This is a genomic window from Streptomyces sp. VNUA24 (assembly GCF_029167005.1).
Lineage (GTDB): Bacteria > Actinomycetota > Actinomycetes > Streptomycetales > Streptomycetaceae > Streptomyces > Streptomyces scabiei.
On record NZ_CP119143.1, the window covers coordinates 1,486,135 to 1,500,790 of the forward strand.

Sequence of the window (14,656 nt, forward strand, 5' to 3'; positions counted from 1 at the left end):
ACTCGGACGGACCGAAGTCGACGACACCGCTTGACAATTGCGTGCGACGCCACCAGCGACCGAAGCGGCGGCCGCCCCGAAAGAGCCTGCCGCAGCCACATCGTGCACGCGGAGAACACAGCGACTTCACTGCTGGACAAGCCTCGTGCGGACGAACCTGTAACTTCCGCTTGCACGGGCCTTTCCGCGATCGGCGGGGCCCGGCGCGCCGCTTTCAGGGAAGTGAGATGCATGGGTCACCGGACGAAGGTATTCGGCTTCGGAATGCCGTGGGAGTCGTTGTACGGATACAGCCAGGCCACACAGGTCGGTGACACGGTGTACGTGTCGGGTCAGCTGTCCCATGACCGAGACGGCAACTTCGTCGGTGCGGACGACTACGAACTGCAGGTCCGGACCACACTGGAGAATCTGGACCTGGTGCTCCAGCAGGTCGGGGCCGTGCGGGGCCAGATAGTGGAGACGACGGTGCTGGTGCGCGACCTGCGAAAGCACTTCGACACGACAGCACGCCTGCACGCCGAGTACTTCGGGGAGCACCGGCCCGCCAGCACGGTGATGGGCGTATCCGACCTGGCCCTGCCGGACCAACTCGTGGAGATCGGGGCGCTCGTGCGTCTCGACGCGCAGCCCTAGGCAAGCGGCCGGTCACGCCTGGGACACTCGCGCCGTGAGGGATGTCGAGGATTTCCGGGCCCTGTTGAGCGAGGCGTGCGCCGAGGTCGACGCGCCGGAACCGGACTCCGGCGACCGGCCCGCGCGGCGATCGAGCGCGCGCTCGCGGATCCGGACTCCCTCGCCGGCCACCCGGCGGTGCGGAGCGGCGGTGACGTGCTCATCGGGAACGAGGACTTCATCCAGGCTGCGCACCGTGCCTACGCACGTGTCACCGGTGAACCGGACGGGCTCGACGGGGCGCTGGAGACGTCCCCCGAAGCCGGCTCGCTCAGCGCCCTGACCGAGCCGGCCGGAGTCGGGTGGGACGTCACCGGCGGCGACGAGACGCGTCGCCGCCTGCTCCGCCTTGCCGGAATCTTTCCGGACCAGAGGGAGAAGGCCCGGGCGGCGAGGAGTTCACCGGTGCGGTCAGTGAGACTCGCGGGTCACCTCCGAGCCGCTGGAGCCGACCAGGAAGTCCAGGTCGGCCCCCGTGTCGGCCTGCAGGACGTGGTCGACGTAGAGGCGTTCCCAGCCTCGCCGGGGGGCGGCGAAGGCGTCGACGGTGGCCGGGTCGGGCTTGCGGGCGGCGAGTTCGGCGGCGGGGACGTCGACGTCGATGCGGCGGGCCTCGACGTCGAGGGTGATGACGTCGCCGGTGCGGACGAGCGCGAGCGGGCCGCCGGCGGCCGCTTCCGGGGCGACGTGCAGGACGACCGTGCCGTACGCCGTCCCGCTCATCCGGCCGTCGCAGACGCGGACCATGTCACGGACGCCCTGTTCGAGGAGTTTCTTCGGCAGGGGCATGTTGGAGACCTCGGGCATGCCCGGGTAGCCCTTGGGGCCGCAGCCGCGCAGCACCAGGACGGAGTCGGCGTCCACGTCGAGGTCCGGGTCGTCGACGCGGGCGTGGAAGTCCTCGATGGAGTCGAACACGACGGCCCTCCCCCGGTGCCGGAGCAGGTGCGGGGAGGCGGCGGCCGGCTTGATCACCGCGCCGTCGGGGGCGAGGTTGCCGCGCAGGACGGCGATGCCGCCCTCGGCGACCAGCGGTTCGGCGCGGGTGCGGATGACCTCGGAGTCCCAGATCGGGGCGTCGTCGAGGAAGTCGACCAGCGGGGTGCCGGTGACGGTCAGCGCGCCGGGGTCGAGGAGGTCGCGTACTTCGCGCAGGACGGCGAGCAGGCCGCCGGCGCGGTGGAAGTCCTCCATGAGGAAGCGGCCGGCGGGCTGGAGGTCCACCAGGACGGGCACGCGGGAGCCGATGCGGTCGAAGTCGTCCAGGGTGAGCGGGATGCCGAGCCGGCCGGCGATGGCCAGGAGGTGGACGACGGCGTTGGTGGAGCCGCCGACGGCGGCGAGCGCGACGATCGCGTTGTGGAAGGACGCCTCGGTCAGGAAGGTGCCCGGCCGCCGGTCACGGGCGACCATGTCGACGGCCAGCCGACCGGTGTGGTGCGCGGCCTCCAGCAGCCTACTGTCGGGTGCGGGGGTCCCGGCGACGCCGGGGACGACCGTGCCCAGCGCCTCCGCGACCAGGGCCATCGTCGAGGCGGTGCCCATGGTGTTGCAGTGGCCGCGGCTGCGGATCATCGAGGACTCGGAGCGTACGAACTGCTCCTGCGAGAGCGTGCCCGCGCGGACCTCCTCCGACAGCTGCCACACCCCGGTGCCGCAGCCCAGCAGGCCGCCGCGGAAGGTGCCGTTGAGCATCGGTCCGCCGGGGACGACGACCGCGGGCAGATCGACCGACGCGGCGGCCATCAGCAGCGAGGGGATGGTCTTGTCGCAGCCGCCCAGCAGCACCACGCCGTCGATGGGGTTCGCCCGCAGCATCTCCTCCGTGGCCATCGCGGCCATGTTCCGCCACAGCATGGCCGTGGGCCGCACGTTCGTCTCCCCCAGCGACACCACCGGCAGGTCCAGGGGGATGCCGCCGGCCTCGTACACGCCGTTGCGGACCGAGGCCGCGACCTCGTCGAGGTGGGCGTTGCAGGGGGTCAGGTCGGAAGCGGTGTTGGCGATGGCGATCTGGGGGCGGCCGGTGAAGGCGTCGTCCGGCACGCCCCGCCGCATCCACGCCCGGTGGATGTAGGCGTTGCGGTCCTGGCCCGCGTACCACTGTGCGCTGCGTAGAGGCATCCCGGCACCGCTTCCAATAATCGGTATGACGATCTAAATTTTGGAACGCCATGAAGCATATGCAGACATCCGAGGGATCGACAGACCCCGGCGACTCGACGGACCCCGGCAGGCCGGCAGACCCCGGCGGGGACGGCGCGGTCGGCGCCGACGGCGGCCGGCTCGTCGGCTCGGACCGGGTACTCGCCGTCCTCAAGGAACTCGCGCGCCACCCCGACGGGGTGGGCCTGGACGAGCTGACCCGCGCGATCGGCAGCCCGAAGCCGACCGTGCACCGCGCGCTCGGCGCCCTGCGCCGGGCGGGCCTCGCCGATCGGGACGCCGGCAGCCGCTATGTGCTCGGGGACGAGTTCCTGCGCATGGCGTTCGCCCACCACGAGGCCCGCCCCGACCACGTCCGGGTCCGCCCGGCGCTGGAGGCGCTGGCGGAGCGGTTCGGCGAGACGGCGCACTACGCGGTCCTGGACGGCCGGGAGGTCGTCTACCGGGCCAAGGTCGACCCGCCGTCCGGCGCCGCGAAGCTGACCTCGACCATCGGCGGCCGCAACGCGGCCCACACCACGGCGGTCGGCAAACTGCTGCTGTCCGGCGAGCTGACGACCCTGGAGGCGGTCGAGACCTGGGCCGGCGGCCTCCCGCTGGAGCGCCGCACTCCCCGGTCGCTGTGCACGGCCGCCGAACTGCACCGCGCACTGGAGACCGCGGCCGCCCAGGGCTACGCCTGCGACGACCAGGAGAACGAGACCGGCGTCAACTGCCTCGCCGTGCCCGTGTACCTCACCTCGCCCACGACCCCCTCCGGGGCGGTGAGCGTCAGCGCGCTCGCCTACCGGACCCCGCTGTCCGACCTGGTGAACGGGTTCGAGGAGATCCGCGCCCTGCTCGGCCCGCTCGCGGCACCCCACACCTGACGCACCGCCACATCAACAACCTCCGCCCTCACCTTCACTCACCCGTCCCGCACCACCCCTGGAGACAGCCCCGTGTACCTCATGCGCATCGGCGCCCCTGGCGCAGAGAAGCCCGTCGCCCGCATCGACGACCGGACCTACGTCGACCTCTCCGACGTGGTCACCGACTTCGACGAGCAGTTCTTCGGATCGGGCGGCATCGACCGCGTCCGTCCCGTCGTGGCCGAGCGGACGGCCGCCGGCCAGGTGGCACGGTTCGCCGGGGAGCGCGTCGGCGCCCCGTTCGCACGCCCTCACCAGATCCTGTGCATCGGCCTCAACTACCGTGACCACGCGGCCGAGAGCGGGATGCCCGTACCCGACGAGCCGATCCTGTTCACCAAGTCGCCCAACACCCTGATCGGCCCCCACGACGACGTGCGTATCCCGCGCGGCTCCACGAAGACCGACTGGGAGGTCGAGCTGGGCATCGTCATCGGCCGTCGCACCGCCTACCTCGACTCGGTGGACGCGGCGCGGGACGCCATCGCCGGATACGTCGTCGTCAACGACGTCAGTGAGCGCGCCTTCCAGCTGGAGCGCGGCGGCCAGTGGGCCAAGGGCAAGTCCGCCGAGACCTTCAACCCGGCCGGCCCCTGGCTCGCCACCGCCGACGAGATCGACGACGTCCTCGACCTCGGCATGTGGCTGGACGTCAACGGCGTGCGCCGGCAGACCGGCAGCACCAAGACGATGATCTTCGATCCGTACGTCATCGTGCACTACCTCAGCCAGTTCCTCGTCCTGGAGCCCGGCGACCTCATCAACACCGGCACCCCGCCGGGCGTCGGCCTGGGCCTCACGCCGCCCGTCTACCTCCGGCCGGGCGACGTGATGGAGCTGGGCATCGACCGTCTCGGCACCCAGCGCCAGCACGTGCTGGCCCCCCGGTGAGCACTGCCCTCGTACGCGCCTTCGTCCTGACCGGCCCCGGGACGTACGAGGTGCGGGAGCTGCCCGCACCGGTGGCCGGGCCCGGCGAGGTCGTGGTCGACGTGGCGCGGGTCGGTGTGTGCGGCACCGACCTGGAGTTCTTCAGCGGCGAGATGGCTTATCTGCGTCAGGGGCACGCCGCCTATCCGATGCGGCTGGGCCACGAATGGTCCGGCCGGGTCGTGTCCGTCGGCGAGCACGTCGACCCCGGCTGGGTCGGCCGCCGGGTCATGGGCGACACCATGCTCGGCTGCGGTGCCTGCCGCCGCTGCCTGCGCGGGCGTCAGCACGTGTGCGAACAGCGTCAGGAGGTCGGCATCCGCGGTGGCCGGGCCGGTGCGCTGGCGGAGCGGCTCGCCGTGCCGGCCTCCTCGTTGCACGCCCTGCCCGACGCGGTCGACGACGCCCTCGGCGCGCTCGTGGAACCCGGCGGCAACGCGCTGCGCGCCGCGCGGGCGGCCGCGCTGCACCCGGGCGACCGTGCCCTGGTCCTGGGCCCGGGCACGATCGGCCTGCTGGTGGCCCTGTTCCTGCGCGCCGCCGGCGCCGAGGTCCATCTGATGGGCGCCACCGAGACCTCCCTCGCCTTCGCCCGGCGGCTGGGCTTCGAGCATGCCTGGACGGCAGAATCGGTCCCCGGCCTGCCCTTCGACGCGATCGTCGACGCCACCAACGCCGCCCCGCTGCCCGCCCGCGCGCTGGACCTCGTCGAGCCGGGCGGGCGGCTCGTGTACATCGGGCTGGCCGCCGAGCCCAGTCGCATCGACACCCGGACCCTGGTCCTCAAGGACGTCACCGCGGTCGGCATCCTGTCCGCCTCCCCCGGGCTCGGCGCCACCATCCGCGCGTACGCCGACGGGACGGTCGACCCCAGACCGCTCATCGCGGCCACCGTGGGCCTCGACGACGTCGGCCCCGTACTCGCCGGCCGGCGCCCGGCGGACGCGGGACCCGGCCCCAAGATCCATGTCGACCCGCGCTCCATCGCGGCGAGGTCGGTCCCGTGAGCGGCTTCAAGGACGCCGGAACTCCGAGACCGCGTCCCCTGACCGAGGCCGGGGCGCAGCAGATCGAGCACTGGTTCGATCACCCCGAGGTCCGGCGGCGCCTCGGCGGCCGGTCCTGGATCCACGGTCGACCACGGCTGATCGGCCAGGACTCCGGCGCCACGTTCCGCGGCGCGACCGTGCTGCGCTCCCACGGGTGGATCGCCCTGGACGAGGCCGGGGCACCGGTCGCCGTCCTCAGCGGCGACTTCTACGACCGCTGGGTCCGCTACCACGGCGAGGGCCCCGACGGCCCCGTTCTGTCCGACACCGACCCCCGCCCCGCCCTGGGACTGGCCCATCTGGTCGCCCCCGACCGGTGGCGGCTCGGCTACGGCCGCGCCGTCCTCCGGGCCGTTCTCTCCCACCCCGACGCCGACGACGTCCGGACGTTCTTCTGCGGCATCGAGCCCGACAACCACGCCAGTCGCCGGTGCGCCGCATCGGCGGGCTTCACCCTCGTCGACCACACGCCGGACCACGAGGGGATGCTCTCCTACCGCCACCGCCGACCGACGGCGGAGTGACACCGGACGGCGTGCGCCGCGAGCCCGGTGATCAGACGCCGGATCTCTCGTCGTGGTGCAACAGGGCCAGGTGCCGGTGGACGGCGGCCGTCACCCGGCGTTCGTCGTCGGTGGCGAGTAGGTCGAGCAGCGCTCCTCGCAGCACCGCCAGCGTGAGCGTGCGGAGGACGGCGCCGGCCTCGCTCTCCCGGTCCGGCCGCGCCTGACAGGCGGCCAGCACATCGAGCCAGTCCTCCACGGTGGACCTGGCGAACCCGGCCCAGGGGCCGTCCGGTTCGACGAGGGAGCGGGCGTACGCCTCGGCCCACAGACGCAGCAGCGGGCGGTGTTCTTCGGCGGCGAGCCACGACCACACCTGTTCGGCCGCCGCGCCCAGGCCGACCGGCCGGTCGTGCCGGCGCAGGTGCGCCAGAAGGGTCAGTTCCTCGGTACGGGCCCGCTCCAGCAACGCCCGCACCAGCCCGTCCTTGTTGCCGAACAGGAACATCAGCACCCGGGTGCTGGAGCCGATCGCCTCGGCCAGCGGGCGCAAGGACAGATCGGCCAGACCATGAGCGAGGACGTACTCGTGAGCGGCTTCGAGCAGTTCTCTCTGCCGGGCGGACGGGATTGCGGTCTTCGGAGGCATGGACCTAGCCTAGGGCCTTCACTGACACGACCGTGTCAGTAACGGTGAGATGTCGTGCGTGACGGAGTGTGCGTGATGGTGAAGGAAGATCGTCGGCGGCAGGTCGTGATCCGCCGCGCCGACCAGCCGGGCGACCTGGGCTGGGTGGTGATGGCCCACGGCGAGCTGTACGCCCGGCAGTTCGGCTTCACCGGTGACTTCGAGGCGATCGTGGCGAAGATCGTCGCCGACTACGCGGCCAAGGGCTCCTCGGCCACGGAGGCGGCCTGGATCGCCGAGGTCGACGGCGAGCGCGCGGGGTGCGTGTTCCTGGTCGCCGCCGACCAGCCGGGCGTGGCGAAGCTGCGCGTCCTGCTCGTCACGCCGGCCGCCCGGGGCCTGGGGCTCGGCACCCGCCTGGTCGAGCGGTCCCTCGCCTTCGCCCGCGGGGCCGGTTACCGGCGCGTGACCCTGTGGACCACCGACCAGCAGGTGTCCGCCCGCAGGATCTACGAGCACTTCGGGTTCACCCTCACCGACGAAGCGCCCCACCACGCCTTCGGCCAGGATCTCGTCGACGAGACCTGGGACCTCGACCTCGTCGACACCGCCGGCTGAGCACGCGGGACCCGCCCGTTCGGCGGGCTCCCCGCATGGCCGTCCGCAGTGGTGCTCTTCAGGACTCGGTTCGCTCGCCGACGACCGTCCGAGCGGCGCTCGTGGTCACGATCTCGGTGGCCGTGCCCAGCGGTGTCTCCGCCCAGCCGAGCAGTGCCCGGGTGATGGCGATCGACTCGATGACGCCCGCGCCGCGCTCGGCCAGCAGATGCTGTACGGCCTCCATCCCGTCGTCGGCGAGCACGGGCCCGCACTCCTCGGCGAGCGCGGTCCATCGAGCGGCTTGTCCGGGCCGCAGCCCGGCGATGTGGTCGAACATGGGTCGATCCTCCCTGACGTGGCAGGGCACGGGAACGGCACCCGGTGGAGCCCGTCCCTGCGTCACCTGGCCCGGGAGAACTCAGGCCGTGGGCGCCTGTGCGGGGTCCGGCAGAGCCGGACCCCGCACACAAGGCCCCCTCACAGGGGCGTGCCTACGGTGTGTCGAGCACCGTCCCCGTCAGGACGGGCCTGCCGGACAGGGGTTCGCCGTGCCGGTCGGTCAGCGCGAGCCGCATCGACTCGGTCGGCTCGGCCACCTGCTCGCGGACGGTGGGGACGTCGAAGTCCACTCCGGGGCTGCCGGGCGGGATGTGCACCCACACCCACAGGGCCGCGGCGGACAGCGGCCGCTCGGGGTCCGCCTCGTCACCGGACTGCTCCATGAGCCACCGCGGGTCCACGTCCTTGGTGGACAGGTCGGCGCCCTCAGTGGCCGGCAGCACCCGCACCGCCTCCCAGAGGTCCGACGCCGCCGGTACGTCCACGGACAGCCGCCAGGTCAGTGGCCTCCCCTCGGTCACCCGGTCCGCGACCGGCGACAGGGTGATCTCCGGCGCGGGGTCGTCGTTCCGCACGGTGAGCCCGCCCCGGTGCTTGCCGACGACGGCCCCTCGGACGGCCTTGACCGCGATGTCGTGCTCCACGTCGTCGCTGTAGACCTTGTCGCCCTTCACCTTGACCGGCACGTCGATCGCGTCGCCGCCCGGCCGTACGGTCACGAGGCGTGTCCTGGTCCGGCCGCCGTCCGGGTCGAGGACGTACACGCGGACCTGTCCGCTGCCGCGCCCGGAGATCTGGACCGGGATCCGGTAGGTGCGGGTGCCCGAGTCGCCCTCCTCGACCAGCGTGCGGCCCACGTCGACACGCGGCAGCGCCGTCGCCTTCACCGCCGGCGTGCCGGGCGCCCAGCCCCAGGCGTCCATCAGCCAGGCCCGCCCGGACCGTGAACGGGGCGTCAGTTCGAGCGAGGTGACGCGCGCGAGATCGAGTCCGGCCCGCTTCGCCGCCGACAGCGGGACGCGCAGTTCCTGCGCCCAGTAGGAGGAGGTGTCCGCGGAGCCAGGGAGCCCGTCCACCCGGATCCGGCCCAGCGTCGCACGGCGGTGGGAGGAGTCGGTGACGGACACGTCGAACTTCGTGCCGGTCGTGTTCGGTGGTACGAAGACCCGCAGCGCGAGCTTCCGGGAGCCGCGGAGGGAGACCGGCTCGGCCGGAGTGACCCGCGCGGTGGTGCCCGGCGCGGACCACTTCAGGGCGACCGCGCCGCGGCCGGTCTCCCGTTCCGTCTCCCACGACGCGAAGTGCGGTGACGATCCGTGCGTCCTCGGGTGCAGACAGGCCACGGCCGGGTCGGGGTGGACCGCCGAGCACAGCCGGGCGCCCTTGACCTTCGCCCCGGCGTCCGGCAGGAACGCGCCGCCGCGCCGGCCGCCGACCGCGTGGGTCAGTACCCGGGCCGGGTCCGCGGAGGGAGCACGCTTGCCCGAGCCGTCGAGCAGCGGACGCACCCGGTCGTCCCCCGCGACGAAGAGCCGGGCCGCGGCGGCGATGTAGGTGGCTCCCGCCCTGTGCTGCTGGGCGGCGCTCAGCCGCGTCGCGGCACCCGGGGAGCACACCCGGTCCGGGTGCTCCGGGTCGGTCGGGAAGTCGTCGTCGGCCGGTGCGACGGCCTCGCCCGGGGTCCACTCGCTGTTGAAGTAGTTGTGGTTGGCGCCGACCATGTAGACCGCGCTGTGCAGGGCCTTGCCCTTGCCGGTGCCGCGCGTCCCGTCGACGAAGTTCTCGCCCTGCAGGTCGGACACGTCGCCGTCACAGCCGGGCAGGAGCGTCACGGACGGCACGTCGGCGACCGGGTTCTGACCGAAGATCGTCGGTGCGATGAGCACCGTTCCGCGTATCTTCCAGCGCACCGGGCCGTGGTACCCGTCCTCGGCGGCCGGCGGCGGGTAGAGGCTGTCCATGGCCGCCCGGTTGACGCCCTCGCCACCGCGCGAATGGCCGACGAGCAGGACGCGGGACAGGTCGGCCTTCGGCGCCTGACGTACGACGGCCGGGGCGGTGGACCGCCGGGCGCTCCACTCGGCCCAGCGGGCGAGGTGCTGCCGTACGAGCGAGGAGCGCGCCTGCGCGCCGGAGTCCTCGATGTCCCCGTCCTGGGCGTTGATGCCGTTCGCCGAGATCGACACCGTCACATAGCCCTGGGAGGCCAGCAGTCGCTGGTCCCGCAGATAGCCCGAGTGGCTCGGGACGGGTCTGTAGCCGTCCGCACAGGGCCAGTCGAGGGTCACGTCGTCCTCGGTGCCCGGCTTGTAGCAGGTCATGTGACGGCCGTGCAGGAACAGGGCCAGCGGCCGGCTGCCCTGGGCGCCCTTCGGTGCCACGACCCGGGCGGTCATCTCCACCGGGGTGGCGTAGCCGGGCAGACGCACCGGGTCGAGGTCGTAGGTCCCGGTGACGGTGCGGTACCAGCCGGGCCTGCCCGGATCGACGCCGTTCGCCGGAAGCTGCGCGGGCACCCGTACCGCGCCCGGTACGAGCCCGCGCGTGTCGTCGGCCGCCGCGTCCAGACGGCGCCCCGCGGCGGTCACTTGCAGATCCGTCAGCTGTCCGGGCCGTGCGCGGCCGAGGTCGAGCCGGAAGGTCCGCCCGTCGCTCGCCGGTTTCGGCACCCCGAGCAGCCGGTCCCCGGTACGGAACTCGACCCGCGCGTCCCGCGCGGGCACGCTCGTCGGCGCCCGCCAGACCAGCTCGTGCGCCCCGCCCTTGCTGTCGATCCGCCATCCCGGCGGAAGCGGGCCGTCGTCCGTCACGTCCGACGACCTTGGCGTGTGCGGCTGTTCGGCCAGCGCCGGTCCGGGCGAGCCGGTCAGGGCCGCCAGCACCACCACGGCGGTCACACCTATTCGCCGGGCACGCATCAATGGTCCTCTCCTCAAACCCCCGTATCGCAGACGTCCGGTCGGTCCCAGGCGTCTCACGCGTCACGTAGGACGAGAAGAGGAGTCCGTGGGTTGACCCGCTCCCGGTGTTTACGGGCGGGGGAACCGCCCCTCACCTCTGGGCCGTACCAGTGCGCACGCATGTGTCCCGTTTCGTGGAGGACGGTTTCCGCGGCCGCCGGTTCGTCCGCCGTGCGCGGGCCGACGGGGCACTACGATCGCCCGCGTGTCCTGCGCGGCCCGGTGCCGCAAAGGGGGGTCTGCGGGGTCTTCGGGTGGTTGAGGGAGCGTCATGGCGGGGCGAATGCTGGCGGGTCGCTACGAGTTGGAGGTGCTGCTGGGGCGCGGGGGGATGGGCGAGGTCTGGGTCGCGCACGACACCCGTATCCGGCGGCGGGTGGCGGTCAAGCTCCTCCAGCCGCATCTGGAGGGCGGTGAGGGGACCCGGCTGTTCTTCCGCGAGGCGCGCACGGCCGGTGGTCTGAACCATCCCGGCATCGTCACCGTCCACGATCTGGGCGAGGACACGGACGGCACGCTCTTCCTGGTCATGGAGATGCTCTCGGGGCGGGACCTGTCGACCGTGCTCCGCAAGGACGGCCCTCCGCCCGTCGCGGACGCGCTGGACTGGACCGCCCAGGCGGCGGACGCCCTGGCCGCCGCCCATGCCGCGGGGATCGTGCACCGCGACCTCAAGCCGGCGAACCTGATGCTCACCGACAGCGGCCTGCTCAAGATCCTCGACTTCGGCATCGCGCGCTACGCGGCCACGACCACGGCGAGCAGCGCGGTGGTGGGGACCGTGGCCTACATGCCGCCGGAGCGGCTGTCCGGGCAGGCGGGCGACGGCCGGGCCGATCTGTACGCGCTGGGCTGCGTGCTGTACGAACTCCTCACCGGTGAGCGCCTGTTCGGGGACCTGGAGACCGCCGCACTGCTGGTGGCCCATCTGCAGCAGGTTCCGTCGGCTCCCAGCCGGGTGCGTCCGGGTCCGGGGCCGGCGGTGGACGCGCTGGTGCTGGAGATGCTGGCGAAGGACCCCGGGGACCGTCCCGCCACGGCGGACGAGGTCCGTGACCGGCTGCGGGCCGCCCTGCCGGCCCCCTCGCAGCCCGGGCGGGCCACCGCGACGGTGCCCGCCGACCCGGCGGCGGTGACACGGCCGACCGCTCCCGCGGGACCCCGCCGACCGGGTTCGCCGCCCGGAGCGCCGGACGGCTCGGCCGCCCCGGGCCCGGCGGCCGGCGAAGACGCGCCGACCGCCGTCGTCACGTCGTTCGCACCGACCGCGCCGGGCTCCCCGGCATGGGCCACTCCGCCCCAGGGGCGCACCCGGGCCCACTCCCTGCCGTTCGGCGCTCCGGCATGGGCCACGCAGACCGCACCGGGCTCACCGCCGCCGGCCGGTGGCGGCCCCTTCACGGACCCGTTGTCCGTGTCGGTCACCGTCGGGCCGGGTGCGCGCCGTGCCCGCCCCTGGGCCGCGGTACTGGGAGGCGGTCTGGCGGCCGCCGTCGTGGTCGCGGGTCTCGCCGTCGGCGGGACGGCCCTCATCTCGAGCCTGTCCCATGTGTACGACGGCATCGACGCCGAGGACTCCCCCACGGGCGGCAACCGGTGGACGTTCGCCACGACCGGGGCCGTGAAGTCGGCGCCCGTGGTGTCGGACGGCACCGTCTACGTGACCAGCAACGACCGCAAGGTGTACGCGCTGGACGCGGCCACCGGCGACAGGAAGTGGGCGTACCGCACCGGGGAGGCGATCGAGGCCTCGCCGTTCGTGTCGGGCGGCACGGTCTACGTCGGCAGCCGTGACGGCAAGGTGTACGCCCTGGACGCGGCCACCGGGGACAAGAAATGGGCGTACACCACCGGGGCGGGCGTCGAGTCCACACCGGTCGAGGCCGGCGGCACGGTGTACGTCGGCAGCGGTGACGCCCAGGTGTACGCGCTCGACGCGCGGACGGGCGCCCGGAAGTGGGCCCACCGCACCGAGGGTGCCGTCGAGAGCCGCCCCGTGGTGTCGGACGGCACGGTCTACGTCGGCAGCGGCGACAGCAAGGTGTACGCCCTGGACGCGGCCACCGGCGACGAGAAGTGGACGTATCCGACCCGTGACTGGATCGAGTCGGCACCCGTCCTGTCGGGTGACACGCTCTACGTCGGCAGCCGGGACGAGACGCTCTACGCCCTGGACGCGGCGACCGGCGCGGAGAAGTGGTCCGTGGCCAGCGGCGACTGGCAGGGCTCCGCGCCCGCGGTGGTCGGCGACACCGTCTACGCCTCCGGGGAGGGCGAGTTGATGGCCCTGCACGCGGCGACCGGCCGCCACAAGTGGCGCAGTAAGTCCGTCGGTTACGGAACCCCCTACGCCCCGGTGGTGTCGAAAGGCGTCGTGTACGTGGTCAGCGGCGACCACGTGTACGCGGTCGACGCGGGCACGGGCGACACGAAGTGGAACGCGACCACGACCGCCATGGCCGGCTCCGCGCCGGCCGTGGCCGACGGCACGGTCTATGTGGGCGACGACGAGGGCAAGGTGTACGCGATCAGCGAGGACGGCGACTGAGCCTGCCCGCCGGTTTGCCGTGCGTCAGGACTTCGGCCTGGCCCGTGGGCCCACCAGGTCCTCGTACAGGGCACGCCGTGCCGGGGAGCCGTCCTCGGTCTCCGCCAGCGCGGCGTCCCACTGCTTCTTGATCTCGTCCAGGAAGGTGCGCCAGTCGCCGCTGGAATGGGCCGCCCCCATCTCCGCCAGTTCGACCAGCCGTTCGTTCTTTCCGAGGCCGCCCGAGCCGACCTTGTCGCCCTTGTGACCGTGCAGGACCGATTCCGGGTTCGCGGTGGCCTCGGTGGAGCGGAAGTCGTGCTCGTAGCCCACCGGGCTCACGGCATGCGGCGCGAGGGTCTCGATCCCGATCTGCAGCGAACCGTCCTTCCTGGTGGTCGGCCGGTGGTGGACCAGCAGCATGTGGCCGTGCGTCCCGTCCGGCAGGACGACGTCGCCGTTCCAGTCCTGGGAGCCGAGGCCGCCGCCGGAGAGGTTCTGGCCCCACAGATCCGGACGGTCGGCGCCGACGGAGACCACGTTGGTGAGCGACGCCATGGGGCCGCCCTTCTCCTTGAACGCGCCGGGTTTTCCCTCCTTGTTGGCCGTGATCGAGGTGCGGTGCGTGGCGAAACCACGGTCGATGACGTCCCCCGCCCGGGTGTTCGTCCGGTCGTCCTGGGTCACGCCCAGGAACTCCGGCAGGGAGTAGGCCGGTTCGTCCGCGGATTTCAGGGCGGGGATACGGATGTTGACCCGCCCGCCGTGGGCGAGGGCCCGGATGACGTCCTTGTCGTAGTCGGCCACGTGGGTCTCGGCCTTCGGGTCGTACAGCTTCAGCCCGTTCCGCAGGATGAGCAGGACCTTGGTGAGCATCTCGCGGGCCCGGGCGTCCTTGGCCGCGAAGTCCGAGGCCGTGCTCCGGCCCTTGCCCTTGCCCTTGGCCGTCGTGGGGCCCGTCTCGGGGATGCCGTCCGGGTGCAGGCGCTCGGGGGCGATCCCGGCCGGGTGCAGGGTGTCGACGGCGGTCTCCCGGATCTGCGCGGCGGCGTCGTCCCGGCCGAGCAGCCGCACGACGGCCGCGTTTCCGGCCGTGTCCTGGAGGTGGGCCAGGCGGGCGACCACGGAGACCTCCGGAGCGGACCGCGCGATTGTCGTCTCCACGGCGGACGGCTCCTCGTGCCGCACCCCGGTCGTCGCCGTCGAGTCCCGCGACGCCTCGCTCTCCACCACACTCCACCGTTCCGGCCCACCCGACCGGTCCGGCCGCGGGCCGGACCACTCCGCCCCCTCCTTGTAACCGACGCGCCGCCCCCGGAGGAAGGTCCGAAACGGGCAGGAACCGGTGCCCTCAGGTCCCCTTGCGCC

12 protein-coding genes are annotated in these 14,656 nt (G+C 73.0%); 7 read left to right on the forward strand and 5 right to left on the reverse strand.

Going from position 1 to position 14,656, the window contains the following annotated elements; genetic code table 11:
* Positions 1–231 precede the first annotated feature (231 nt).
* Positions 232–636: a Rid family hydrolase gene (locus PYR72_RS06015; RefSeq protein WP_275454269.1), complete on the forward strand. Its 405-nt coding sequence runs from the start codon at positions 232–234 to the stop codon at positions 634–636.
* 450 nt (positions 637–1,086) lie between these two features.
* On the opposite strand, the gene PYR72_RS06020 is transcribed toward PYR72_RS06015, so the two are convergent.
* A complete protein-coding gene (locus PYR72_RS06020) occupies positions 1,087–2,799 on the reverse strand; it encodes an IlvD/Edd family dehydratase (protein WP_275454270.1) in 1,713 nt (570 codons plus the stop codon).
* A gap of 50 nt (positions 2,800–2,849) precedes the next feature.
* Between PYR72_RS06020 and PYR72_RS06025 the strand changes: the two genes are divergently transcribed.
* The 4 genes from PYR72_RS06025 (at position 2,850) to PYR72_RS06040 (ending at position 6,255) form a co-directional block, all read left to right on the forward strand.
* Positions 2,850–3,710: an IclR family transcriptional regulator gene (locus PYR72_RS06025; RefSeq protein ID WP_275454271.1), complete on the forward strand. Its 861-nt coding sequence runs from the start codon at positions 2,850–2,852 to the stop codon at positions 3,708–3,710.
* Between the two features lie 72 nt (positions 3,711–3,782).
* Positions 3,783–4,643, forward strand: a complete 861-nt coding sequence (locus PYR72_RS06030) for a fumarylacetoacetate hydrolase family protein (RefSeq protein ID WP_275454272.1) — start codon at positions 3,783–3,785, stop codon at positions 4,641–4,643.
* Positions 4,640–5,689: an alcohol dehydrogenase catalytic domain-containing protein gene (locus PYR72_RS06035; protein ID WP_275454273.1), complete on the forward strand. Its 1,050-nt coding sequence runs from the start codon at positions 4,640–4,642 to the stop codon at positions 5,687–5,689. The genes PYR72_RS06030 and PYR72_RS06035 overlap by 4 nt, the downstream gene beginning before the upstream one ends.
* Entirely contained in the window at positions 5,686–6,255 is a 570-nt protein-coding gene (locus tag PYR72_RS06040; RefSeq protein WP_275454274.1) for a GNAT family N-acetyltransferase, read from the forward strand. The genes PYR72_RS06035 and PYR72_RS06040 overlap by 4 nt, the downstream gene beginning before the upstream one ends.
* Before the next feature lie 31 nt (positions 6,256–6,286).
* Here PYR72_RS06040 and PYR72_RS06045 read toward each other — a convergent pair whose 3' ends face one another.
* Positions 6,287–6,883, reverse strand: coding sequence for a TetR family transcriptional regulator (locus PYR72_RS06045; protein ID WP_275454275.1), 597 nt, complete (start codon positions 6,881–6,883; stop codon positions 6,287–6,289).
* 75 nt (positions 6,884–6,958) lie between these two features.
* On the opposite strand from PYR72_RS06045, the gene PYR72_RS06050 reads away from it, so the two are divergent.
* Positions 6,959–7,480, forward strand: a complete 522-nt coding sequence (locus PYR72_RS06050; RefSeq protein WP_275454276.1) for a GNAT family N-acetyltransferase — start codon at positions 6,959–6,961, stop codon at positions 7,478–7,480.
* A 58-nt stretch (positions 7,481–7,538) separates the two neighbouring features.
* Here PYR72_RS06050 and PYR72_RS06055 read toward each other — a convergent pair whose 3' ends face one another.
* Together PYR72_RS06055 and PYR72_RS06060 are read right to left on the reverse strand one after the other, a co-directional pair.
* Complete coding sequence (locus PYR72_RS06055; RefSeq protein ID WP_275454277.1) at positions 7,539–7,799, reverse strand: hypothetical protein; 261 nt, start codon at positions 7,797–7,799, stop codon at positions 7,539–7,541.
* 154 nt (positions 7,800–7,953) lie between these two features.
* Entirely contained in the window at positions 7,954–10,719 is a 2,766-nt protein-coding gene (locus tag PYR72_RS06060) for a hypothetical protein (RefSeq protein ID WP_275454278.1), read from the reverse strand.
* A 313-nt stretch (positions 10,720–11,032) separates the two neighbouring features.
* Between PYR72_RS06060 and PYR72_RS06065 the strand changes: the two genes are divergently transcribed.
* Positions 11,033–13,309: a PQQ-binding-like beta-propeller repeat protein gene (locus PYR72_RS06065; RefSeq protein ID WP_275454279.1), complete on the forward strand. Its 2,277-nt coding sequence runs from the start codon at positions 11,033–11,035 to the stop codon at positions 13,307–13,309.
* 24 nt (positions 13,310–13,333) lie between these two features.
* Here the strand turns inward: PYR72_RS06065 and PYR72_RS06070 are convergent, their stop codons facing one another.
* The gene (locus PYR72_RS06070; protein ID WP_275454280.1) at positions 13,334–14,452 is read right to left on the reverse strand and encodes a hypothetical protein; all 1,119 of its coding nucleotides are present in this window, start codon (positions 14,450–14,452) and stop codon (positions 13,334–13,336) included.
* Positions 14,453–14,656 lie beyond the last annotated feature (204 nt).